Genomic DNA, 22,306 nt, shown 5'->3' on the forward strand with positions numbered 1-22,306 from the left:
GAATATGAGAAATTACCTGATAGAAGATTTACCGCATTATTTCGAAGATTATAAAAAATCGATTAAAAACCCTAAAAAATTCTGGGATAAAATAGCCGATGAAAACTTCGTGTGGTATCAGCGCTGGAGCAAAGTGGTAAAATACGACATGAATGAAGCCAAAATCGCCTGGTTTAAAAATGCCAAATTAAATATTACGAAGAACTGCCTGGACAGGCATCTTTCCGTAAGAGGAGACAAAACCGCTATCATCTGGGAACCCAATGATCCGAAAGAGGAAGCCCAACATATTTCTTACAGCGAATTATACACAAGAGTAAATAAAACAGCAAACGTCCTCCGAGAAATGGGAGTTGAAAAAGGAGACAGAGTCTGCATTTATCTTCCTATGATTCCTGAGCTGGCTGTTACCATGCTTGCCTGTGCTAAACTGGGCGCCATCCATTCTGTTATTTTCGCAGGATTTTCCGCCTCTGCCGTAGCTTCGAGAGTAAATGACTGTGAAGCAAAAATGGTAATCACTTCCGACGGCAGCTACCGGGGCAATAAAGTTCTGGATTTAAAAAGTATCGTTGACGAAGCCCTTGAAAAAACGCCAAGTGTTGAAAAAGTGCTGGTGGTAAAAAGAACACAGAATGAGATTAAAATGAAGGAGCACAGAGATTTCTGGATGGAAGATCTTTACGAACAAGCTTCTCCCGATTTTGTGAGTGTAATTATGGATGCAGAAGATCCGCTTTTCATTCTATATACTTCCGGCTCTACAGGAAAACCTAAAGGAATGCTTCACACCTGCGCAGGATACATGGTGTATACTGCTTACACGTTTAAAAATGTATTTAATTATAAGGAAAATGATATTTACTGGTGTACCGCGGATATCGGATGGATCACAGGACATTCATACATTCTGTACGGACCGCTTCTGAATGGTGCGACCACCGTTATTTTTGAAGGTGTGCCTACCTATCCTCAACCGGACAGATTCTGGGAAGTAATTGAAAAGCATAAAGTTACACAGTTCTATACCGCTCCTACGGCTATCCGATCACTCGCAAAAGAGAGCGTGGAATGGGTTGATAAGCACGATCTGAGCACTTTAAAGGTCATCGGATCTGTAGGTGAGCCTATCAATGAAGAAGCATGGCACTGGTTCAACGATCACGTGGGGAAGAAAAAATGCCCGATCGTGGATACATGGTGGCAGACGGAAACCGGCGGAATAATGATTTCTCCCCTCCCCTTTGTAACGCCTACCAAACCTACTTACGCCACATTGCCGCTACCGGGAATACAGCCGGTTTTGATGGACGACAAACGAAACGAAATCCTGGGCAACCAGGTTACCGGGAATCTCTGCATCCGCTTTCCATGGCCTGGAATTGCGAGGACTATCTGGGGAGATCACCAGCGGTATAAAGAAACGTATTTCACTGCTTTTCCCGGTAAATATTTTACGGGAGACGGCGCCTTGCGTGATGAGGTCGGCTACTACAGAATTACCGGCCGTGTGGATGACGTCATCATCGTATCGGGGCACAACCTGGGAACAGCACCGATCGAAGACAGCATCAATCAGCACCCGGCGGTCGCAGAGTCTGCGATTGTAGGTTACCCCCACGATATTAAGGGAAATGCATTGTACGGTTACGTGGTTTTAAAGGAAACCGGAGAAAGCAGGCAGAGAGACAATCTTAAAAAGGAGATCAACCAGCTTATTTCCGAACAGATCGGCCCGATTGCAAAGCTCGACAAAATTCAATTTGTCTCAGGATTGCCTAAGACGCGTTCAGGAAAGATTATGCGAAGGATTTTGCGGAAGATTGCAGAAGGCGATTTCAGCAATTTTGGAGACATCACGACCCTTTTAAATCCTGAAATAGTAGAGGAAATAAAGAATGACAGAGTTTAACCCTAAAGAGCGGAATTTCCTTCCGTTCTTTTTTATTTCACATAATAGATATTTTAGATAAAAATTAATTTTAATATAGATAAAATAATAAACACACCATTTCTTTAAAAATTATTCAATATTTAAATAAATTTCAGTACCTTTAGACAAATTAAAAAACTATTGCTATGTCAAATATATTAGCTGGATTATTTGAACACCAGAGCGATTACAAAAAGCTGGAAGCAGATCTTGAAAATTCCGGTTTCGAAAATTCAGATTATATTGTCTATCTGAATGAAAGAAGTCAATCTTCACCTTACTTTGTAACCGTGGAAGTAAAGGATGATCAGATAGCCAATGCCCGGGACGTTTTTAACAAGAACACAGCCTTAAAAACGTATCTGTTAGAAAATATGAGCCTTGAAGAAGCTAATTATAAAGATATAAGAAACTATATAACCATCACCAATAAAGCGGAAATCCACAACAGCCCCGACGTAAGAATCAAAGGTTCTACCAGCGGAATGGACTCTGAAGTCAAGTTTTAAAACAAATGATAAGAATTAATAACCGGAATCCGTAGATTGTCTACGGATTTTTTCGTGTTTGAAAAGTGCGAAAATTTTCGTATTTTCGTCTAAATAAGGGATTAGCACGAATGAGTTACGACTTAGAACAAGAAAACAAAGAAATCTTAGCCCGGTATAAGGATCTGATTTCTAACACATACAGAACTTTGGATGAGGAAAATAACAAACTTATCCGAAAAGCATTCGATATTGCATTGGATGCACATAAAGATCAGCGAAGAAAATCTGGTGAACCGTACATTTACCATCCCATTGCGGTGGCCAAAATTGTAGCTACGGAAATCGGGTTGGGTGCGACGTCGATCGCCTGTGCCCTTTTGCATGATGTGATCGAAGATTCTGATTATACCTACGAAGATCTTAAGAAAATCTTTGGTGAAAAAATTGCCAATATTGTCAACGGACTTACCAAGATTTCCATCATGAACCACCAGAATATCTCGGTTCAGTCAGAAAATTACAGAAAACTCCTGCTCACCCTTTCAGAAGACTTCAGGGTGATCCTGATTAAGATTGCAGACCGCCTCCACAATATGCGTACGCTGGAAAGCATGGCTCCTGACAAGCAGAAAAAAATTGCTTCCGAAACCGTGTATATTTACGCTCCCATGGCGCACCGTCTGGGTCTGTACAATATAAAATCCGAGCTGGAAGATTTATCTTTAAAGTATAATAATCCGGATGTCTATACGGAAATAACGCAAAAACTGGAGCTCGCCAAAGAAAGCCGTGAAAGATATATCGAAGAATTTAAAACGGAAGTTTCTGAAAAGCTGCATGAAGAAGGTTTAAACTTTAAAATAAAAGGCCGCGCCAAAGCCATTTCTTCCATTTACAGGAAAATGCTGAAACAGGGGGTTTCTTTTGAAGAAGTTTATGACAATTATGCGATCAGAATCATCTATAAATCAGATGCCAAGAACGAGAAATTTCTGGCCTGGAAAATTTATTCGATCGTAACGGATGTATACCACAGTAATCCGTCGAGAATGCGTGACTGGATCACACAGCCGCGTTCCACAGGATACGAAAGTTTGCATTTAACGGTTTTGGGACCTGATAAAAAATGGATTGAGGTACAGATCCGTTCCGAGAGAATGGATGAGATTGCCGAAAAAGGAGTTGCAGCACATTATAAATACAAGGAAGGCTACAAGCAAAGTTCCGAAGACCGGAATTTTGAAAACTGGGTGACGGAAATCCGCGAAGTGCTTGAACAGCAGCAGAATCTTTCTACTTCGGAGCTTCTGGATAATATTAAGCTGAACCTGTATTCAAAAGAAGTCTTCGTATTTACCCCAAAAGGCGAAATTAAAATTCTTCCGACCAATGCGACCGCTCTTGACTTTGCATTTTCCGTACACTCTGATCTGGGAATGAAATGTTTAGGCGCAAAAATCAATGGGAAACTGGTGCCGATTTCGTATGTTTTGCAGAACGGTGATCAGGTAGACATCCTTTCTTCTCAGAATCAGAAACCAAAATCCGACTGGCTGGAATTCGTGGTGACTTCCAAGGCCAAATCGAAAATCAAGAGTTATTTAAATTCACAAAAAAATCAGCTGGTAGAAGATGGAAAAGAGATTCTTCAGCGAAAACTCCGTCATGCTAAGATTAATTTCAATGATGATGAAGTAAACAAGCTTCAGAAATTTTTTCATCTCAAATCTTCCCAGGAGCTTTTCCTTAAATTCCAAAGTAACGAACTGGATGCGAGCAGCTTAAGAAAATACATTGAAAGTAAAAATGTATTCAACAACCTGCTTTCAAGGTTCAGGAAGTCTCCTTCTAAGAATACTGCTTTTGTAGAGCCCAAAGAGCAGAATCTTGATATGATCGTCTTCGGTAAGGACGAAGAAAAACTTAATTACACGTACGCCAAGTGCTGTACTGTAATTCCGGGAGACAAAATCTTCGGATTCATTACGATCTCAGACGGAATAAAAGTTCACAGTGACAATTGCCCGAATGCGATCAACCTTCGTGCCCAGTACGATTACAGGGTCATTCCTGCCAAATGGGTTAACGCAGAAAGCTTTAAGAACAGGGTGAAAATTGAGATTGAAGGACTCGACAGGATGGGAATGATCAATGATATAACCACCGTAATCAGTGGTGCCATGGGAATGGATATGAAAAGCATGTCGATTGAATCCAATGACGGTATTTTTACGGGAACGATTAATCTTGAGGTCAAAAATAAAAGTCAGCTCGAACAAACCTTTAAAAAGCTTAATGACATTGATGGCATTTCGAAAGTAAGAAGGTTACAGTCTTAATTATGAATCTTACAAAGTACTTTAAAAAGTTTTTCAGCAGCAACCAGGCTTCGGGAATTATTCTGATTTTCTGCGTATTAATTTCATTAGTCATAGCCAATTCTTCTCTGGCGGAATCCTTCCAGAGAGTTTTGGACCAGGAAACCGGAACCGACATACTAGGACTGAAATATCCGGTCAGTATATGGATCAACGACGGGCTCATGGCTGTCTTCTTCCTTTTGGTAGGGCTCGAGATCAAAAGGGAAATAATAGAAGGTGAGCTTTCATCTTTCAAAAATGCCTCGCTTCCTATTTTTGCTGCTGTCGGCGGAATGATTGTTCCGGCTGTCATTTATACCTTTTTCAATTCAGGGACAACGTATGGCAATGGCTGGGGAATTCCTATGGCGACGGATATCGCTTTTTCGCTGGCCATTATTTCACTGTTGGGAAAAAAAGTACCAAACTCCATTAAAATATTTTTAGCCGCTCTGGCGATTGTAGATGATCTGGGTGCTATTTTGGTTATTGCCATATTTTATACCGAGCAAATCCACTGGATGTACCTATTGCTTTCTTTGGGGGTAACCGTTTTATTATTTGCTTTAAACTTTTTAAAGGTTACCAAAATTATTTTTTATCTTATTCCGGGAATATGTTTATGGTATTTCCTTCATCATTCGGGGATCCATGCGACGATTGCGGGAGTTTTACTGGCATTTTCCATTCCGACGAATATTTCAGATACGGAAATCTCTCCTCTGGAAAAACTTGAGCATCAGCTTCATTTTCCGGTAGGATTTTTAATCATGCCTATATTTGCGCTTACCAATACCAATATTACTTTTAACAATGAGATGGTTTCCGGTCTTACCAGCACCTTAGGCTTGGGAATTATCTGCGGACTTGTGTTAGGAAAACTGATCGGAATCAACTTATTTTCTTTAATTGCGATAAAATTAAAATTAAGTTCGCTTCCTCAGAACAGTTCGTGGAAACAGATGCTGGGGGTGGGTTTTCTTGCGGGTATCGGTTTCACCATGTCGATTTTCATAGCACTTCTCTCTTTTAAAAATGAAATTGAAATTCAGAATGAGGCAAAATTTGCCATCTTAATAGCTTCTTTTCTCGCTGGTGTTTCAGGATATCTGATCTTAAAATTAAGCTCAGGCAAAAGCTATTCTGAAGAAGAGGAAGAAAGCAATATCATTTAATATTTATTGCTTTTCAGGATCAGGATTCTGACTTCTGGACCGTTTCAGTTCGTCGGACAACAGTTTTTCCATTCTCACCTTTCTGATCGCCATATTCAGTTCATTTCCAAAAAGGAGAAGGTAGACATTCACATTAACCCAAACCATCAGAAGAATCATACTTCCTATGGAGCCGTAGAGCACATTGTAACGGGCAATATTTTTAACGTATAACGCGAAAAAATAAGTGGTCACCACAAACAGAACCGTTGTAAGAATCGCTCCCGGTATAGCTTGTCTGAATCTGGTAATCCTCACCGTTCCCAGCCAGTAAAAGAGCGTCAAAAGGATGAAATAAAACAGAGGAAAAGAAACAAAACCAATGATCTTCGAAAGATTATCTACCAGCCACGAAACATCATAAACCGGAGTAAACTGCTTCAGCACAATTTCAGAATAATATATTCCGAAAAGCGCAAGAAAAACAATCAGCACAAAGCCGATGGTAATGAAAAAGGACAGAATAAACTCTTTGACATCACTCATTTTTTCCTTCGTGTTTTCATTGAATCCGTTGATCAGGGAAAACGTCCCGTTTGTCGCGAATACCAAAGCCAGAACAATGGTTAAATTACTGATTCCCTTCATGTTGGGAATAATGCTTTCTTCAATATAATTCCGTACATCTCCTTCCATATTGGACGGGAAAACATTATGCATCAGAACATCAAATATGTAAAAATGAAGCTTCTCATAATGAGGCATATAGGGAATTACAGAGAGTATAAAAAGAATAAACGGAAATAAACTGATCGTAAAGCTCCATGATATGGCGGCTGCTTTCCTGCCGATTTTATCTTTAAAAATCCCCCTGATATAAATCTGAAACATCTGCCAAACCGATATTCCCAAAAGAGGAATATGGATGTCATCAAAAAAATCGTGAACTTTTACTAAAAATTTCGGAAGTTTCAGTCCCATATTATTTTAAAATATTATCTATTTTGTCAAAGTTTCTGTTTACAAATGTAGGAGAATTAAAACGAAAACCAATTCCTGCCCTGAACAGCCATTGCGTGGTGGAGTAAAAATTTTCGTTGGAACTGTTGATCCAGTTCACCTGTGCACCGCCGCCGAAAAACCATTTTCCGTTGTCATAACCTATTCTCGCGTTTGAAAAAAGACCCACATTATATTCATGGAAATTCTCATCCATCAGCTGTGCATAATAAAATTCCGGGTAAGCTTCTACAATCGCGTACCAATTATTATAAATCTTCTTTTGAACACCGCCACCCGATCTTAAAGCAATCCTAAGATCCTTGGAAGGAGAATCATCATTCAATATAAAAGTCTCGCCCTGGTAAACCGTTTTGTTGGTATTGTTCAGAATATTGTACTGATAAAAAAGACCTGTACTCACCACAAAAACATCTTTTAATGGCTGATACGTCATGTTATTAAAGCTTCTGTAATCTGTTTTATTTCCCATCCAAAGGTATGTTGTCTCTCCTTTAAAAGAACGGTATTTCGCATCCGGAAACTGCAGGTACCCTTCTTCATTATAATCATTGCCATAAAAAGCCTTCATAAATTCTTTTGTATCCTGGAAATACAGTCCTTTGACCTGGCTGAAATAGAGATACTGCCTGATCTTTTCGGTAAGGAAGAAAGTAAATCCGAAGTTGAAATATTTTGATTCCCCTTTTTCTGGATCATCGTTATTGATATGGGTAAACTTCGGTGCAAAGGAAAAACTGATATCAAGCCATCGGTATCTTAGAAAAAACTCAGTATAAAAAGCATCATTAGGCCTTAAACGGAATACTTTGCCTTCGTAAAGCAAACCAAACGAATTGTGAAGATAGCTCAATCCGCCAACTACCGCAATTTTGTGGCGGTCTTCCTGCAGATATTGATCAGCCTTTTCATCATTACTTTCCTGTGCGAAAGAAATTAACGGAAAAAAGAAACATAAAAAAGGCAGATTTATTACTTTCATCGGTCTGGTGTGGTACAAAAATAATACTTTTTTTAGACTTTGCTTGAACAGTGGAACTATGTGATGATGACTTTTCTTTATTTATGAATATCTTTGAAGTATAATTTAAGAAAAAAAATGCAGATTAACTTGCTTTGTATCGGAAAAACGGATGATAAGGAGATAACTTCTTTAATTAATTACTATTTAAAAAGACTTCCAAAACACTGGAATTTTGAAATTACAGAAATTCCTGATGTGAAAAATGCAAGAAATCTGTCTCCCGATCTGCTGAAGAAGGAAGAGGCCAAACTGTTTATGAATACCATCGATAAAACCGATCTCGTCATGATTCTTGATGAAAAAGGAAAACAGTTTACCAGCCGTGAATTTTCACAGAAAATTGATACATGGATGAATTCTTCCGTAAAAAAAATTCATCTTCTGATTGGCGGTGCCTATGGATTTTCAGATGAGATCTACGCCAGGGCAAATGAAAAAATCTCACTTTCAAAAATGACTTTTACCCACCAGATGATCCGACTTTTCATCGTGGAACAACTGTATCGTGCAGACCAGATTTTACAGGGCAAACCTTATCATAACGATTAGGTTATTTCCTGATCTCACATTTAGAATAATATTCCAGCAGCAGAGGTTTTTCATACCCTAAGCTTACCGCCTTATCAAGACTTGCGCAGGCTTCTTTCGGCTTTGCGGTTTCAAATAAGATCAGCGCCTTATTGACGTGCGCCTGGGAAAATTTAGGATCTATGGAAATGGCTTTGTTGACATCAGCAAGAGCCTCTTTGTTTTTCTTTAATTTAAAATAAACATCTCCCCTTCCGGTGTACAGGAGAGATTCCGGTTTTTCGGAAATCAGCTGATTGTAATCTTTAAGGGCGCCTTCCAGATCACCGCTGTTCTTTTTTAGATTCGCCAATCCCGTTCTGGCATAAATATTATCCGGAGCAAAACTTAGGATCTGGCTCAGGTCTTTGGCGGCTAAATCTTTTTTACCCAAATTTTCATAGACCTTAGCCCGCGTAAGATACATATCGGCATTCTCCGGCTCCAGTTTCAGCCCTTGATTAAGGTATTCCAGCGCAGCCTGTTTATTCCCTTTCTGGCCGTGAATAGAGCCTAAATTTGCATATACGGCAGCAGACATGGGATTGGCTTTCAGCGCCGATTCGTAAGATTTGAAGGCAGAATTTGTCTTGCCCAGTCTTCTTTGGGAAGTTCCGAGGTAATTATAATATTCGGATTTTAATTTCTGGATTTTCTCGGTCTGCACAAGTTTTGAATATTCTTCTTCAGCACACTTATAGTCTGCTTTCTGAAAGCATTCTTCGGCATTTTTTTTATCCTGGGCATTCAGAGACGATGTTGCAAGCACTAAGCTTAAAAAGAGTAAATGTTTTTTCATGAGGTTATATTCTGTTTGTTGATTACTTTTTTTGCGAGTGCAGCAAATATCACCCCCAATAAAGTTCCAACAAACGCCCCCACCAAAATATCTACCGGGAAATGCACTCCTAAATATATACGGCTGTAAGATACTACTGCCGCCCACACAAATATAACATAAGGAAACCATTTAAGCTTCTTTTTTAACAAAATACTTAAATAAGTTGCCAAAAAGAATGTATTGGAAGCATGGGCAGAATAAAACCCGAACTGTCCGCCACATTTTACAATCCTCATGTAATGCTCTAAAGATGGATCATGACAAGGCCTTAACCGTTCTACGCCATGTTTGAAGATGCCGGCGACCTGATCAGAAACCGTCACACCGATTGCAACAAATATCAGAATAAAAACTAATGATCTTAGTTTGTAATTTTTAAATAAGAAATAAAGGAAAATAATGTAAAGCGGAACCCAGATCCAGGTACTTGAAATCAGCATCCAGAACTGATCGAAAGATGAGTCTCCCAAATTGTTGAGAAACAGAAAAAGTTTCTTGTCTTCCTGAATAATTTCCTCCATATTATCTGCTTACAGGGCCTTCGTAGGTTTCATCCTCTGAAGAAGGCTTGGGTTTTGGAAGTTCTTCTGAAGTCTTGGGATCGGTAAGAATATTCTCCTGAACATCTTTCATCGGATTAAAATCCTTTGCAGCATCTTTTACTTTTTCAATCTCACGTTTGATCTCAGAAACAGGATTATCCGTCTCTTTCATAATTTCCGTTTTGATGTCTTCCACTGCCCCACGCATTTTCCTTACCCCTGCACCCAGATCGCGGGCAATTTGAGGAAGTTTATCCGGTCCGAATAATACTACGATTGCCACAGCAATCAGCGCCATTTCTCCAATGCTTAGTTCCATAGCACAAAATTACAAAAGATATGTGAATCTGAATACTTAATATTTAGTTTTAATAAAATATTAAGCTTCCGGACGGGTTCTTAAATTTCTTTGGTATTGATTTTTTTCTTACTGAAATTCAAATACGTAATGATTACGCTTACGGCCATTAAAATGAAAGCCAAAAAGAAGGGCGCCCCTGAAAATCTGAACGGAGCCTTATCATGGGTGAAAAAGTAAAACAAATTCGTCATCATGGGCGGGCCGATGATCGATGTAGCGCTCATAAGGCTGGTCAGTGCGCCCTGCAATGCGCCCTGCTCATTAGAAGGCACACTTTTCGTGATCACCGACTGAAGAGCCGGACCGCAGATTCCCCCGAGGCAGTAAGGCACTAAAAAGACAAACATCATCCACCCTTCGGTTGCAAAAGCAAATAATAACATTCCAATTGCATACAGCGTAAGTCCGTAATAAATACTTTTCTGTTCACCAAGTTTAGGCGTGGTATATCTGATGAGCCCGCCCTGGACAAGACCTACCAGCAAGCCCACAACCCCTAGAGAGATTCCGACCATTCTTTCGGTCCAGTTGAATTTATACATGGTAAAAAAGCTCCAGTTGCTCTGAACAGCATGTCCCGCGATATAAATTAGTATTAAAGAAACAATCAATCCGGAAATTTCAGGATGCTTTCCCAGGAACTTAAAAGAGCCAATAGGATTTGCTCTCTTCCAGCTGAATTCCCTTCTTTTATCTTTATCTAAACTTTCGGGAAGGATGAAATATCCATACAGGAAATTCAGCAAACACAGTACAGCGGCAGCATAAAACGGAACACGCGCTCCATAATGCCCTAAGAGACCGCCTACGACAGGTCCGATGATAAATCCAAGTCCGAAAGCAGCACCGATCAGTCCGAAATTCTTCGCACGGTCTTCATCCGTTGAAATATCGGCGATGTAAGCACTTGCGGTGGTCACACTTGCTCCGGTGATCCCGGCGATAACCCTTCCGATAAACAGCCATAGTATTGTCGGTGCCAAAGCCAGCAAAATGTAATCTATCGCAAATCCGAACAGTGAAATCAGTATAATCGGTCTTCTCCCGAACTTGTCACTCAGATTCCCGACCACCGGAGAAAAAATAAATTGCGTAAAAGCATAGGCAAACCCAAGCCATCCGCCATATTTTGCGGCTTCACTGATATCGCTGTGGATAAGCTCCTCTATCAGTTTGGGAACTACCGGAATGATGATTCCCCATCCTGTAATATCGATTAACAGAGTAATGAATATAAAGCTCATCGCGGCTTTCTTTCTTGAGTTTTCCATAATGTTGCAAAAATAGTGAAATCGGAGATTAGTTTGAATTGTCAATTGGCAATTTTGCTAAGGGAGTCAATTATTAATGATAATGGAAAAATTCATCATTGAACCATACGGAACCGACCATTGGCAAAAAAACGAAGAAAAAATTAAAAGCGGAGAAAAAAAGCATTAAACTACCATTAAACTTTATAAACTAAAAAAGCCTCTCATTAATGAAAGGCTTTCTCTTATTTATTGTAGTAAACTTTATTTTGAAGCAAGGACTTCCTTATCTGAAGTCGACTTACCGTGAACTTCTTCCTCCTTACCTGTTTTCAGGAAGTCGTAAGCGATCGCCGATGCAATAAAGATCGATGAGTACGTACCAAATCCGATACCGATCAACATCGCAAACATAAATCCTCTTAAGTTATCCCCACCGAAAATGAAGATCGCTAAAATCACAAGGATCGTTGTAAATGACGTGTTGAAAGTTCTACCCAACGTACTTGAAATAGAATCATCAAATAATCCGGCAAGGGTTAAAGACTTCTTCTCTCTTAAGTATTCCCTGATTCTGTCGAAGATGATTACGGTATCGTTGATTGAATATCCTAATACGGTAAGGATCGCCGCCACAAAATCCTGGTTGATCTCCATATTGAACGGCATGTATTTGTGAAGTAACGAATACGTTCCTAAAATAATAACCGCATCGTGGAATAATGCTGCAACAGCCCCAAGTGAAAACTGCCACTTTCTGAATCGCACAAGGATATAGATAAAGATACCTGCCAAAGCTGCAACAACCGCAAGAATACCATGCTTCTGAATATCATCAGCCACCGTAGGACCTACTTTTTCGGAAGAAATAATTCCCGCATGGTCTTTGTCAGCAGATTTAAATGCATTCATTGTCATATTGGCCGGTAAGCTTGATTTCAGGCCTTCGTAAAGCTTTTTCTCAACCGTCTGATCTGCTTTCAGCGATTCGTCATCGATCAGGTAATCCGTAGAAATTTTCAGCTGCTTGTCGTTCCCGAATGTTTTCGCTTCCACAGAAGAGTTCTTACCGTCTTCAGTCTGGAACATTTTCACAAGATTGGCTTCAACATCTTCAGCATTGACCGGTTTATCGAATCTTACGATATAGTTTCTACCACCGGTAAAGTCGATCCCGTATTTGAATCCGTGGATGGCAATCGATGCGATAGAAATTACCGTTAAGATCCCGGAAACGATGTATGCATATTTTCTTTTCCCGATAAAATCGATCCAGGTATTTCTGAAAAGATTTTTCGTTGCCCCAGTCCATACGGAAAGGTGTTTTCCTTTATTAAGTCTTGAGAAGATCATGACCCTTGAGATCAGTACCGAAGTGAAGAAAGTCATCAGGATACCGATTCCCAGTGTTAAGGCGAAACCTTTGATCGGTCCTGTTCCGAAAAGGAAAAGTACCCCTGCGGTAAGCAATGTCGTCAAGTGACCGTCGACAATCGCGTTCAATGCATGTTTGAAACCGTCTTTATAGGCTTCCAGAATGCTTTTGCCGGCGAAAAGTTCTTCTTTTGTTCTTTCATAGATAATAACGTTGGTATCCACCGCCATGGCCATAGTCAGTACGATACCCGCGATCCCCGGAAGTGTAAGGGTAGCATCCACGGAATCCATAATTCCGAAAATATAGAATAAGTTGATGATCATGGCAATCACTGCATAAACACCCGCTCCTCCGTAATAGAAAATGATATAAACGATAATCAGAAGGAATGCGATACCGAATGAGATCATCCCGGCGTTGATCGATTCCTGACCCAATGAAGGTCCTACTACCGTAGCCTGAACTACTTTGGCACCGGCCGGTAATTTTCCTGCTCCCAATACATCTACCAGTTCTTTGGCTTCTTCCTGAGAGAAGTTTCCTGAGATCTGCGTTCTACCGTTAGGGATAGCACCCACCACATTCGGTGCAGTATACACTCTGTTATCAAGGGTTACAGCAACTGGTTTTCCTACGTTTTTCTCCGTCAGGGTTTTCCATTCTTTGGCTCCTTTGGAATCCATCTGCATGTCTACCACTATTCTGCTCAGTTCATCATAGCCGATGCTTGCTGTTTCAACGGCACCGTCTACAGGGGCTTTTTGGTTGATATTTCCTCTGATAGCGTACAATACAAGGCTTTCCGCGTCGGTTGCTTCAGGCTTGTATCCCCACATGAATTGGGTATATTTAATGTTGGCCGGACGTAAAGACTGTGCTACTTTGCTGTTTAAAATTTTATTAACAGCGGCGGTATCAGACAGCTTCACATTGGCAACACCATTGGTTCTCAGTTTATCAATATGTAAAAGGTTCATGAAGTTGGTTGTTTTCGCAACCCCCATGGAATCACCTTTTGCAGCAACAGCTGCGGTTAAGCTTTGGAAATAAGGCGCTATTTCAGGAACCTGCTGTACTTCCCAGAACTGAAGTTTTGCAGAAGTCTGAAGCATCTTTTTCACTTTATCGATGTCCTTCATCCCCGGCATTTCCACTGAGATTCTTGCCGTACCCGGCACTCTCTGAACGTTTGGCTGCACAGCACCCATTTTGTCGATCCTGGTTCTGATTACTTCATAGGCAGTTCCTACAGAAGCATCGATTTTTCTTTTTACAATACTTTTTACCTGCTCATCAGGCGTGTTGTACTTCACCTCGGTAAGCGCGGTATTTCCGAAGATTTCCGGATCGGCCAGCTTCAGGTTGGTGCCTTTTGCCTTGTTGATTGCATCGAACTGCTCAAAGAAATTGTCGATGTAAGGTTTTGTGGAATTCTTCTGAACTTCATCGGTTTTGTTCAAAGCCTCAATAAGAACAGGGTTGGTGGAATAATTGGTAAGATCGTTTACCAGGTCTCTCTGGTTGATCTCCAAAAGAACGTTGATCCCGCCTTTAAGGTCTAGACCAAGCTTCATTTCCTTGTCTCTGGCTTTGGTGTAATAAAGTTTTGTGAATCCAAGATTCAGTGTATCCTTAGAAAGTCTTGCGATTTCTTTGTTATACTTCTCCTGATTGTCTCCTGCAATAGCAGTCGCCTGCTTTTCAATTTTGCTGGCGTACCATGTTGGTAATAGCTCATTTAAGCAAATCAACCCTAGTACAATAGCAACAATTGTAATAAGTCCTTTTCCTTGCATTTTGTTATAACTACGTTAAATTAAGTCGGCAAATATAATCATTTTCTTCAATTTTAGGAATTTTTAACAACAGAAATCATTTATTTTCAGATATATCGGCAATCTTATTTTTATTTAAGATTTAATAATTTTTTCGTGGTATTGTAATGAATTTTGTAATGATTTAATGGTACGAAATTTTCATTCTGATTTAATACATTAAATATCAAAATATTATGAAAAATCTACTTTTTTGTGCAGGCCTTCTTTCTGCAACCTTGTTTAATGCGCAAAGCATTAACCTTGAAGAATTTGCAACGGGATTCACGGCTCCTGTGGAAATCGTGAATGCCAATGACAGCAGAATGTTTGTCGTTCAGCAAAACGGAATCATCAAAATCGTGCAGCCGAACGGAACGGTCAACGCCACAAATTTCCTGAATATCAGCTCAAAGATCACCTACGGCGGCGAAAGAGGCCTGCTGGGACTTGCCTTTCATCCGCAATATGCTACCAATGGGTATTTTTTTGTGTATTATAACGATACCAGCGGAAATATTACTGTTGCAAGGTATACCCGAAGCTCCAATGCGGATGTTGCCGATGCGGCCACTGAAAAAATTATTTTAAATCAGCCCAAACCTTTTGCCAACCATAATGGAGGAAGCATTCATTTTGCACCTGACGGATATCTTTGGATCGTAACAGGAGACGGAGGAAGCGGTGGAGATCCCAACAATAATGCCCAAAATAAAAATTCTCTCCTGGGAAAGATGCTGAGACTCGATATCAACTCCACAGGGCCGTACAATATACCGCCTGACAATCCTTTTGTAGGTGCCGACGGAGCCGACGAGATCTGGGCTTACGGTCTGAGAAATGCCTGGAAATTCAATTTCGACACGGTTTCGGGAAATGTCATGATTGCGGATGTGGGCCAGGGACAGATCGAGGAGATCAACGGAATGCCCTTGACACAGGCCGGAATCAATTACGGATGGAGATGCTACGAAGGGAATGACTCGTACAATACATCGGGCTGTGCGGCACAGTCTACCATGACGTTCCCGGTAGCCGCCTACGATCATTCGGGTGGAAAATGTTCCATCACCGGAGGATATGTGTACCGGGGAACGCAATATCCCGCTCTGCAGGGAAAATACATCTTTGCCGACTATTGCTCTACCCAGATCGGGATCCTTAATAACGACGACTCTATTACCTGGACCCCTGCTTTTTCCGGAAACAACTTTGCCACTTTCGGAATCAACAATCAGAATGAGCTTTTCGTAGCAGCAGTGAATAACGGTAAGATATTCAGGGTGACGACCTCTTCACTGGCAACGAACGACAGCGAGCTATCATCTCCGATAAAGATTTATCCTAATCCTGCCTCTAAAAGAGTTTTTATTGAAGGAATAAAGGATAAAAATACAACGGTGGAAATTGTAAATACCGAAGGAAGAAAAGTTCTGGAACAGGCAAAAATTGAAAGCGACAACGGGATCAATATTTCTGGGATTCCGAGCGGCGTTTATTTCATCAACCTCAATTCCGGAAATCAGAAAGCTTACAGTAAAAAGCTCATCATTAAATAAACAAATCAACATCCATAATCCTTTAAGCTCCGGTATTTCAGCCGGAGTTTAATTTTGCTTTAAAACTTAATCCGAATGACTTTAAAAATTCATCTTGATGATTTTCTGAAATTACCTTGATAACTTTCCGAAATTATCTTGATAACTTTCCGAAATTACCTTGATGAGTTTCCAAAATTATCTTGATGATTTACAGAAATTATCTTGATGATTTACAGAAATTACCTTGATGATTTTCCGAAATTACCTTGATAAATTTTGAGATTGATGCGGATGATCATTTCCGGACGCGCCAGTTTAAAAAAAAATGCTTCTGCCTGAGGATTCGGACAGAAACATTTTAAGCCTATTTTTTAATGTTGTTTATATTAGATGGTCATGGAGAAAATCCTTGTTTCGGGTTTGTTTCTCATCATTCTAAGGTCGAATACCATCGCCACATTCCTGGTAAAGGCTCTTCCCTTCTCCGTTATGCTGATCCGGCTGTCATGAATTTCAACCAGTTCGTCCTTTTCCATTTCTTTTAACATCTCAAAGGCATTCTGCAATTCAGGAAATGCGTTATTGAGATCGAAAGTGGTTTCCAGCTGACACATCAGATTAAGAATATGTCTTCGTACCAGAAGGTCTTCTTCATTAAGGATATGGCCTTTCACCACCGGAATCTCCCCTTCTTCGACGATTTTCTGGTATTCTTCCACCGTTTTTACATTCTGGGCAAAAGCATACCAGGAATCTGAAATAGCAGACATCCCCAGGCCGACCATCAGCTGGGTTTTGCTGGATGTATAGCCCATAAAATTCCTATGCAGCTTCTTCTGAATCAGAGACTGGTAGAGATCGTCATGCGCAAGCGAGAAATGATCCATCCCGACTTCGATATATCCCAGATCTTCAAGTAATTTTTTACCATCTTCATACAGTCTTCGTTTTTCTTCGCCGCTCGGAAGGTCGTTTTCATCAAAACCTCTCTGCCCGACCCCTTTTACCCAAGGGACGTGGGCATAAGAATAAAAAGCCAGCCTGTCGGGCTTCAGTTCCATCGTTTTGCGGATGGTATATTCCATCGCTTCCCAGGTCTGGTGCGGAAGACCAAACACGAGATCATGGCTGATGCCTCTGTACCCGATTTCCCTGGCCCATTCGGTCACCTGCTTTACATTTTCGAAAGGCTGAATCCTGTTGATGGCTTTCTGAACTTTTAAATCATAATCCTGCACGCCGAAGCTTACTCTTCTGAATCCAAGATCATATAAGGTCTGAAGATGTTCCCTCGTCGTATTATTGGGATGTCCTTCAAAAGAAAACTCCTGATCTCCGGCAATATCAACCGTTTCGAAAATACCTTCCAGTAAGGTTTTAAGATTCTGTGGCGAAAAGAAAGTCGGGGTCCCTCCTCCAAGGTGTAGTTCCTTCAGTTTCGGCTTTTCGTTAAACAGATTAAGATAAAGCTGCCATTCTTTCAAAACACTTTCCAGATAGGGAATTTCTACACTGTGCTGCTTGGTAATCCGTTTATGACAGGCACAAAACGTACAGAGCGCCTCACAAAAAGGCAAATGGATATAAATGGAGATTCCTTCCTCTGCATTGGATTCCTTAAACGTTCGGATTACACTCTGCTTCCACCGTTCGGGAGAAAAACTGCTTTCATCCCAATACGGAACGGTAGGATAAGAGGTGTAACGCGGACCGGGAATATTATATTTATCTATTAAAGAATTCATTATTGATTTAAAATTTTAATGAACTTGCATCAAGTTTCATAATACAAAATTACGCATAACTGATGAATTTTTAACCATGAAATATATTAGCCTGTTTTGTGCAAATTTAAATCAATCCAATTGCTTTTGATTTTTCCGTTAAATTTCATTGGCATAGCGAATTTCTCTTCGTTCGAGGATATTCTTTTATTTAAAGCTTAACTTCATTAAAGAAATCTTGTCCTTGCCTGCGAATACAACGGTATTTCCATCAATCCACCTGCATACATAAAAACCTTTTTCATCCGAAATTTTCTTCCAGGTTTTCCCGAAGTCTGAGGAATAGCTGATGTGTTGATCTCCCACAGAAATGATCTCTTTTCCTTTGGAACCAGGCTTTATCTTTACACAGGTCATATAGCCCGCATTTTTCCCTGATGCCTGAATCTGCCAGGTTTTGCCGCCGTCTTTCGTGGTGGCGATATTGTTGATATTGGCTTCCTGCCTGGTGTAATCTCCGCCGACAGCAATCCCGAATTTATCTTCATAAAAATCGATGGAATAAATTCCTTGAGAAGATTCTCCCTGGATGAAAGGCGTATTGTAGATACTTAATTCCAAGGATCCGAAATCACCTTTTATGATTCTTGACACTTTTCCTCCTGTGGCTATCCAGAATTGGGTTTTATAAGTCGCAATATTGGTATTACTTGCCGCAAAGGCCGCTTCTCCTTCATTAAACTTTACAAACTCCTTTTTATCTTTTGTCCTGGTTTCATTAAAATCATAGATTCTATGGGCTGAGATCAGTGGCATTTCCAATCTCATGTTATGATCCTTGTCGGGATCACTCAAAGCTAAACCCATTTCTTCATCTGCAAAAACAAATGTATCATAAAAGGCTGTTTTTAAAGTATCCGTATAAATATTATGTATACTGAGATCCTTCTTATCTACTCTGAAAAACTCAGCAGGACTCTCGATATTTACAGCATAAAAAGCATTTTTATTCTGTGCTAACGTCCTGAATTGTAATTTCTTTTCAGATAATCTGATCTGCTTTTGATTTCCAGGATTTTTAAAATCCACAAAGCCGAATTTCGAATCCGTACCGCTGTACCAGACTTTATTGTCGTATATTTCTAATGCCCTGATGCTGATTTTATCGTTTAAAATATTTTTAAAGCTTTCTATCTTTTGAGAAAATGCAGAAATACCGACAAATAGAAATAAAAATAATAAGGCTTTTTTCATATTCACAAAAATATAAAAACCACAGCATGCTGTGGTTTTTGTTGATATATATTTTTAATTATAAATCTAAATCAGGTTTATCTAAAGGCTCCTGCTCTGCTTTGAAAGTTTCGCCATAACCAACTTTATGAAGCTTACTGTTCTTAAGACTGTAGGTGAAATAGATCAAAACACCCAGTACAAGCCATCCTAAGGAAAGGTATTTTGCTTCGTGGCTCAGGTTCCAGATCAGGTATACGTTGATGCAGATTCCCAAAGTTGCAATCACTGGTAATGCCGGTACTTTGAATGTTCTTGGTAAATGAGGTTCTTTTTTTCTAAGGATCCAAACCGCTACACACACCATTGTGAAAGCGAAAAGCGTCCCGAAACTTGTCATGTCTGCCAGCTTACTGATCGGCGTTAGAGCAGCGATGGTTGCAATTACGATTCCCAATAGCATTAAACTTTTAGCAGGCGTTTTCCTTACGGGATGTACGTCACTGAATAACTTAGGGATCAGGCCATCTTTAGACATTCCCAAGAAAATTCTCGACTGTCCCATAATCATTACCATTAAAACGGAAACCAGACCTACGGTTGCTGCAATCGTGATAATATATCCGGCCCAGCCCTGCCCTGCAATTTCAAAGGCGTAGGCTACGGGTGCTTTGATTGCGTCAGGATATTTACCCTGCGGATCAAAATCTGAATAATGCATCATTCCTGTAAGCACAAGAGATACTAAAATATACAAAAACGTACATACCAAAAGCGAAACGATAATCGCAAAAGGAACGTCTTTTTTAGGATTAATCGCTTCTCCCGCCTGGGTAGATACGGCATCAAACCCTATATAAGCAAAAAAGATTGCAGCCGCTCCGGACACAATCCCCTGAATGCCATAGGCTTCTTTCATTTTATCTCCTTCCATTACCATTTTCTGTGCAGGAATAAAAGGATCCCAGTTTGAAGTATTGATAAAGAAAACCCCTGCAATAATAACAAAAAGAACGGCAGAAACTTTCATGATCACAATAAGGTTATTGGTTTTGGCAGCTTCTTTTGTTCCTTTGATCAGGATACCGATCACAAATAAAACAATAAGAAAAGCCGGCAAATTCATAGAAAAACCTTCTCCCGCATAACTGGCAGGATCTGAAGTAAGATAATCCGGAAGATGAATCCCGAACATTTTCAAAAGTTTATTAAAATATCCCGACCAGGAAACCGCCACCGTCATCGATCCCATTGCGTATTCGAGGATAAGTCCCCACCCGATGATCCAGGCAAAGATCTCTCCTACCGTTCCGTAGGCGTAGGCATAGGCAGACCCTTCTACAGGAAGTATGGAGGCAAACTCAGAATAACATAATGCTGCGAAAATACAGGCAATTCCCGCAATGATAAAAGAAATAGCCAATGCGGGTCCGGCATGGTAGTAAGCTCCGGTACCTGTAAGTACGAAAATTCCCCCACCAATAATAGCTCCGATCCCGATAGCTGTAAGACTCCATTTACCGAGTACTCTTTTGAGCTGACTGCTTTTCATATCATTTTCGAAAGCACTCATCGGTTTCTTGGTCCAAATTTTAGACATATTTTATTATTTATTAAAGATTTACGAAAATATAAAAATTTTACAAACCTTAACGTTTATTAATAGATTTTCATCATTTATTTTAGATAAAGAAATATAAAAAACTGATTTCCATATTATTTAAATCATTTAAACTGTCTTAATTTTTGAGTATTTTTGAAGTCATGAATTTATACGATCTTTTCGTAAAGCCCTACGAAACCTACACTACATTTGAGATTTTCCTGGAAGCCTTTGCCAGCGTATTCGGAATTTTAAGTGTTTATTTTTCTATTAAAAAAAATATCTGGGTTTACCCGACAGGAATCATTTCCACTCTTCTATATGTTTACATTCTCTTTAATTTCGGCTTACTGGGAGACTGCATGATCAATGTATATTATACTGTCATGAGCATTTACGGATGGATACTGTGGGCAAAGAGCTCAGACGACCATATTCACGTCGATGTTACCTGGGCCACCAAAAAAGAATGGGGTTACGCGATTTTACTTTTTGCATTAAGTTTAATCTTAGTAAGTGGAGTATACTATTATAAACCGTATATCGATAATCAGTTTTCGATGGATAGGGTTACTTTAGGTCTTTATCATCTCGACTGGGGAAACTGGCTGGATGTTGTCACCACTTCCGTATTTCTGGTCGGCATGTGGTTCATGGCCAAAAGACGCATCGAAAACTGGATCTTCTGGATCATCGGGGATTTCATCTGCATTCCCATGATGATTTATAAAGGTCTTGGAATCACTTCGGTTCAATATTTGGTATTTACTATAATGGCCATCCAGGGCTTTATCACCTGGAAAAAAAGTTTAAGAAAAAAAGTTTGAGAAAGTCATGAAAAATTTATTAAAAATAGCATTCAGCGTTGTCACCATAGCAAGTTTAGCTTCATGTACAGCGTACGCGGATCCTTATGCAAATGCATACGGAGATCCTTATTATGATAACGGATATTATTACGCACCGCAGGGATATTACGGTAGCGGAGGATATTGGGGAAATGACGGATATTATTACAGGAATAATATGAATTATTACTATGATAACGGAATCCCATACTACTATCAGAACTACAACAACACGAGAAGAAAAGTCTATGTTGAAAGAAGATCCGATGGCGGAACCGCTTCTGCAAGACCCAACAACGGTTTCAGAGGAAACGGAAACAACGGAGGGTTCAGAAACAGCGGCAGAACTGATAATGGCCAGCGATCAAGCAGCGGCGGATTCAGAAGCCCACAGCAGAGCAGTACTCCGAAAAACCAGAATAACAACGGAGGATTCAGAAACAACTCGTCGAATAGTTCAAACAATACCTTCAGGAATAATTCTTCCAACTCCAATCCGGGTTCCAATTCCAACAGCGGAGGGTTCAGAAATAATTCCGGAACCACAACCCAGCAGAGCTCGCCCCAGCCAAACACCAACCGGAATACGAACAGCGGTGGTTTTAGGTAAAACGATTATAAA

The 22,306-nt window shown here is 40.1% G+C and carries 18 protein-coding genes; 8 read left to right on the forward strand and 10 right to left on the reverse strand.

Features of this window, described 5'->3' with window-relative positions; translation table 11 throughout:
- The first annotated feature begins 4 nt into the window (after window positions 1–4).
- The 4 genes from acs to nhaA all read left to right on the forward strand — a co-directional run bounded on the left by acs (window position 5) and on the right by nhaA (window position 5,959).
- Entirely contained in the window at window positions 5–1,912 is a 1,908-nt protein-coding gene (gene acs, locus AC0N32_RS11030; protein ID WP_476393912.1) for an acetate--CoA ligase, read from the forward strand.
- Between the two features lie 167 nt (window positions 1,913–2,079).
- Window positions 2,080–2,442, forward strand: a complete 363-nt coding sequence (locus tag AC0N32_RS11035; protein ID WP_476393913.1) for a hypothetical protein — start codon at window positions 2,080–2,082, stop codon at window positions 2,440–2,442.
- A 110-nt stretch (window positions 2,443–2,552) separates the two neighbouring features.
- Complete coding sequence (locus tag AC0N32_RS11040) at window positions 2,553–4,763, forward strand: RelA/SpoT family protein (RefSeq protein ID WP_476393914.1); 2,211 nt, start codon at window positions 2,553–2,555, stop codon at window positions 4,761–4,763.
- A 2-nt stretch (window positions 4,764–4,765) separates the two neighbouring features.
- Complete coding sequence (gene nhaA, locus AC0N32_RS11045) at window positions 4,766–5,959, forward strand: Na+/H+ antiporter NhaA (protein WP_476393915.1); 1,194 nt, start codon at window positions 4,766–4,768, stop codon at window positions 5,957–5,959.
- 3 nt (window positions 5,960–5,962) lie between these two features.
- Here nhaA and AC0N32_RS11050 read toward each other — a convergent pair whose 3' ends face one another.
- Together AC0N32_RS11050 and AC0N32_RS11055 are read right to left on the reverse strand one after the other, a co-directional pair.
- Window positions 5,963–6,919, reverse strand: coding sequence for a YihY/virulence factor BrkB family protein (locus tag AC0N32_RS11050; protein ID WP_476393916.1), 957 nt, complete (start codon window positions 6,917–6,919; stop codon window positions 5,963–5,965).
- Between the two features lies 1 nt (window position 6,920).
- Window positions 6,921–7,940, reverse strand: coding sequence for a DUF4421 family protein (locus AC0N32_RS11055; RefSeq protein WP_476393917.1), 1,020 nt, complete (start codon window positions 7,938–7,940; stop codon window positions 6,921–6,923).
- Between the two features lie 117 nt (window positions 7,941–8,057).
- Between AC0N32_RS11055 and rlmH the strand changes: the two genes are divergently transcribed.
- Complete coding sequence (gene rlmH, locus AC0N32_RS11060; protein WP_476393918.1) at window positions 8,058–8,531, forward strand: 23S rRNA (pseudouridine(1915)-N(3))-methyltransferase RlmH; 474 nt, start codon at window positions 8,058–8,060, stop codon at window positions 8,529–8,531.
- A gap of 1 nt (window position 8,532) precedes the next feature.
- On the opposite strand, the gene AC0N32_RS11065 is transcribed toward rlmH, so the two are convergent.
- From AC0N32_RS11065 to secD, 5 genes are all read right to left on the reverse strand, one after another.
- A complete protein-coding gene (locus tag AC0N32_RS11065) occupies window positions 8,533–9,348 on the reverse strand; it encodes a tetratricopeptide repeat protein (protein WP_476393919.1) in 816 nt (271 codons plus the stop codon).
- On the reverse strand, window positions 9,345–9,911 hold the full coding sequence (locus tag AC0N32_RS11070; protein ID WP_476393920.1) for a phosphatase PAP2 family protein: 567 nt from the start codon (window positions 9,909–9,911) through the stop codon (window positions 9,345–9,347). The genes AC0N32_RS11065 and AC0N32_RS11070 overlap by 4 nt, the downstream gene beginning before the upstream one ends.
- 1 nt (window position 9,912) lies before the next feature.
- Window positions 9,913–10,251 carry a Sec-independent protein translocase subunit TatA/TatB gene (locus AC0N32_RS11075; RefSeq protein ID WP_476393921.1) on the reverse strand — a complete coding sequence of 113 codons (339 nt, stop codon included), beginning with the start codon at window positions 10,249–10,251 and terminating at the stop codon, window positions 9,913–9,915.
- 80 nt (window positions 10,252–10,331) lie between these two features.
- Window positions 10,332–11,564 carry a TCR/Tet family MFS transporter gene (locus AC0N32_RS11080; RefSeq protein WP_476393922.1) on the reverse strand — a complete coding sequence of 411 codons (1,233 nt, stop codon included), beginning with the start codon at window positions 11,562–11,564 and terminating at the stop codon, window positions 10,332–10,334.
- A 243-nt stretch (window positions 11,565–11,807) separates the two neighbouring features.
- Window positions 11,808–14,717, reverse strand: coding sequence for a protein translocase subunit SecD (gene secD, locus AC0N32_RS11085; protein ID WP_476393923.1), 2,910 nt, complete (start codon window positions 14,715–14,717; stop codon window positions 11,808–11,810).
- Between the two features lie 215 nt (window positions 14,718–14,932).
- Here secD and AC0N32_RS11090 point away from each other — a divergent pair, with 215 nt between their 5' ends.
- Entirely contained in the window at window positions 14,933–16,294 is a 1,362-nt protein-coding gene (locus tag AC0N32_RS11090) for a PQQ-dependent sugar dehydrogenase (RefSeq protein WP_476393924.1), read from the forward strand.
- A 368-nt stretch (window positions 16,295–16,662) separates the two neighbouring features.
- Here AC0N32_RS11090 and hemN read toward each other — a convergent pair whose 3' ends face one another.
- From hemN to AC0N32_RS11105, 3 genes are all read right to left on the reverse strand, one after another.
- On the reverse strand, window positions 16,663–18,021 hold the full coding sequence (gene hemN / locus AC0N32_RS11095) for an oxygen-independent coproporphyrinogen III oxidase (protein WP_476393925.1): 1,359 nt from the start codon (window positions 18,019–18,021) through the stop codon (window positions 16,663–16,665).
- A 186-nt stretch (window positions 18,022–18,207) separates the two neighbouring features.
- Window positions 18,208–19,254, reverse strand: a complete 1,047-nt coding sequence (locus AC0N32_RS11100; protein WP_476393926.1) for a WD40/YVTN/BNR-like repeat-containing protein — start codon at window positions 19,252–19,254, stop codon at window positions 18,208–18,210.
- 58 nt (window positions 19,255–19,312) lie between these two features.
- Complete coding sequence (locus AC0N32_RS11105; protein ID WP_476393927.1) at window positions 19,313–20,833, reverse strand: APC family permease; 1,521 nt, start codon at window positions 20,831–20,833, stop codon at window positions 19,313–19,315.
- A 164-nt stretch (window positions 20,834–20,997) separates the two neighbouring features.
- Between AC0N32_RS11105 and pnuC the strand changes: the two genes are divergently transcribed.
- Together pnuC and AC0N32_RS11115 are read left to right on the forward strand one after the other, a co-directional pair.
- On the forward strand, window positions 20,998–21,663 hold the full coding sequence (pnuC, locus tag AC0N32_RS11110) for a nicotinamide riboside transporter PnuC (protein WP_476394158.1): 666 nt from the start codon (window positions 20,998–21,000) through the stop codon (window positions 21,661–21,663).
- Between the two features lie 7 nt (window positions 21,664–21,670).
- The gene (locus AC0N32_RS11115) at window positions 21,671–22,294 is read left to right on the forward strand and encodes a hypothetical protein (protein WP_476393928.1); all 624 of its coding nucleotides are present in this window, start codon (window positions 21,671–21,673) and stop codon (window positions 22,292–22,294) included.
- Window positions 22,295–22,306 lie beyond the last annotated feature (12 nt).

Source organism: Chryseobacterium endophyticum (genome assembly GCF_056333165.1).

Bases quoted from the DNA above. Each gene is read 5' to 3' on its own strand.
- AC0N32_RS11070 (WP_476393920.1), bottom strand. From the start codon at position 9,911: ATGGAGGAAATTATTCAGGAAGACAAGAAACTTTTTCTGTTTCTCAAC.
- AC0N32_RS11080 (WP_476393922.1), bottom strand. From the start codon at position 11,564: ATGGAAAACTCAAGAAAGAAAGCCGCGATGAGCTTTATATTCATTACT.
- hemN (WP_476393925.1), bottom strand. From the start codon at position 18,021: ATGAATTCTTTAATAGATAAATATAATATTCCCGGTCCGCGTTACACC.
- AC0N32_RS11055 (WP_476393917.1), bottom strand. From the start codon at position 7,940: ATGAAAGTAATAAATCTGCCTTTTTTATGTTTCTTTTTTCCGTTAATT.
- acs (WP_476393912.1), top strand. From the start codon at position 5: ATGAGAAATTACCTGATAGAAGATTTACCGCATTATTTCGAAGATTAT.
- secD (WP_476393923.1), bottom strand. From the start codon at position 14,717: ATGCAAGGAAAAGGACTTATTACAATTGTTGCTATTGTACTAGGGTTG.
- AC0N32_RS11035 (WP_476393913.1), top strand. From the start codon at position 2,080: ATGTCAAATATATTAGCTGGATTATTTGAACACCAGAGCGATTACAAA.
- AC0N32_RS11050 (WP_476393916.1), bottom strand. From the start codon at position 6,919: ATGGGACTGAAACTTCCGAAATTTTTAGTAAAAGTTCACGATTTTTTT.
- AC0N32_RS11090 (WP_476393924.1), top strand. From the start codon at position 14,933: ATGAAAAATCTACTTTTTTGTGCAGGCCTTCTTTCTGCAACCTTGTTT.
- AC0N32_RS11115 (WP_476393928.1), top strand. From the start codon at position 21,671: ATGAAAAATTTATTAAAAATAGCATTCAGCGTTGTCACCATAGCAAGT.
- pnuC (WP_476394158.1), top strand. From the start codon at position 20,998: ATGAATTTATACGATCTTTTCGTAAAGCCCTACGAAACCTACACTACA.
- nhaA (WP_476393915.1), top strand. From the start codon at position 4,766: ATGAATCTTACAAAGTACTTTAAAAAGTTTTTCAGCAGCAACCAGGCT.
- rlmH (WP_476393918.1), top strand. From the start codon at position 8,058: ATGCAGATTAACTTGCTTTGTATCGGAAAAACGGATGATAAGGAGATA.
- AC0N32_RS11100 (WP_476393926.1), bottom strand. From the start codon at position 19,254: ATGAAAAAAGCCTTATTATTTTTATTTCTATTTGTCGGTATTTCTGCA.
- AC0N32_RS11075 (WP_476393921.1), bottom strand. From the start codon at position 10,251: ATGGAACTAAGCATTGGAGAAATGGCGCTGATTGCTGTGGCAATCGTA.
- AC0N32_RS11040 (WP_476393914.1), top strand. From the start codon at position 2,553: ATGAGTTACGACTTAGAACAAGAAAACAAAGAAATCTTAGCCCGGTAT.
- AC0N32_RS11065 (WP_476393919.1), bottom strand. From the start codon at position 9,348: ATGAAAAAACATTTACTCTTTTTAAGCTTAGTGCTTGCAACATCGTCT.
- AC0N32_RS11105 (WP_476393927.1), bottom strand. From the start codon at position 20,833: ATGTCTAAAATTTGGACCAAGAAACCGATGAGTGCTTTCGAAAATGAT.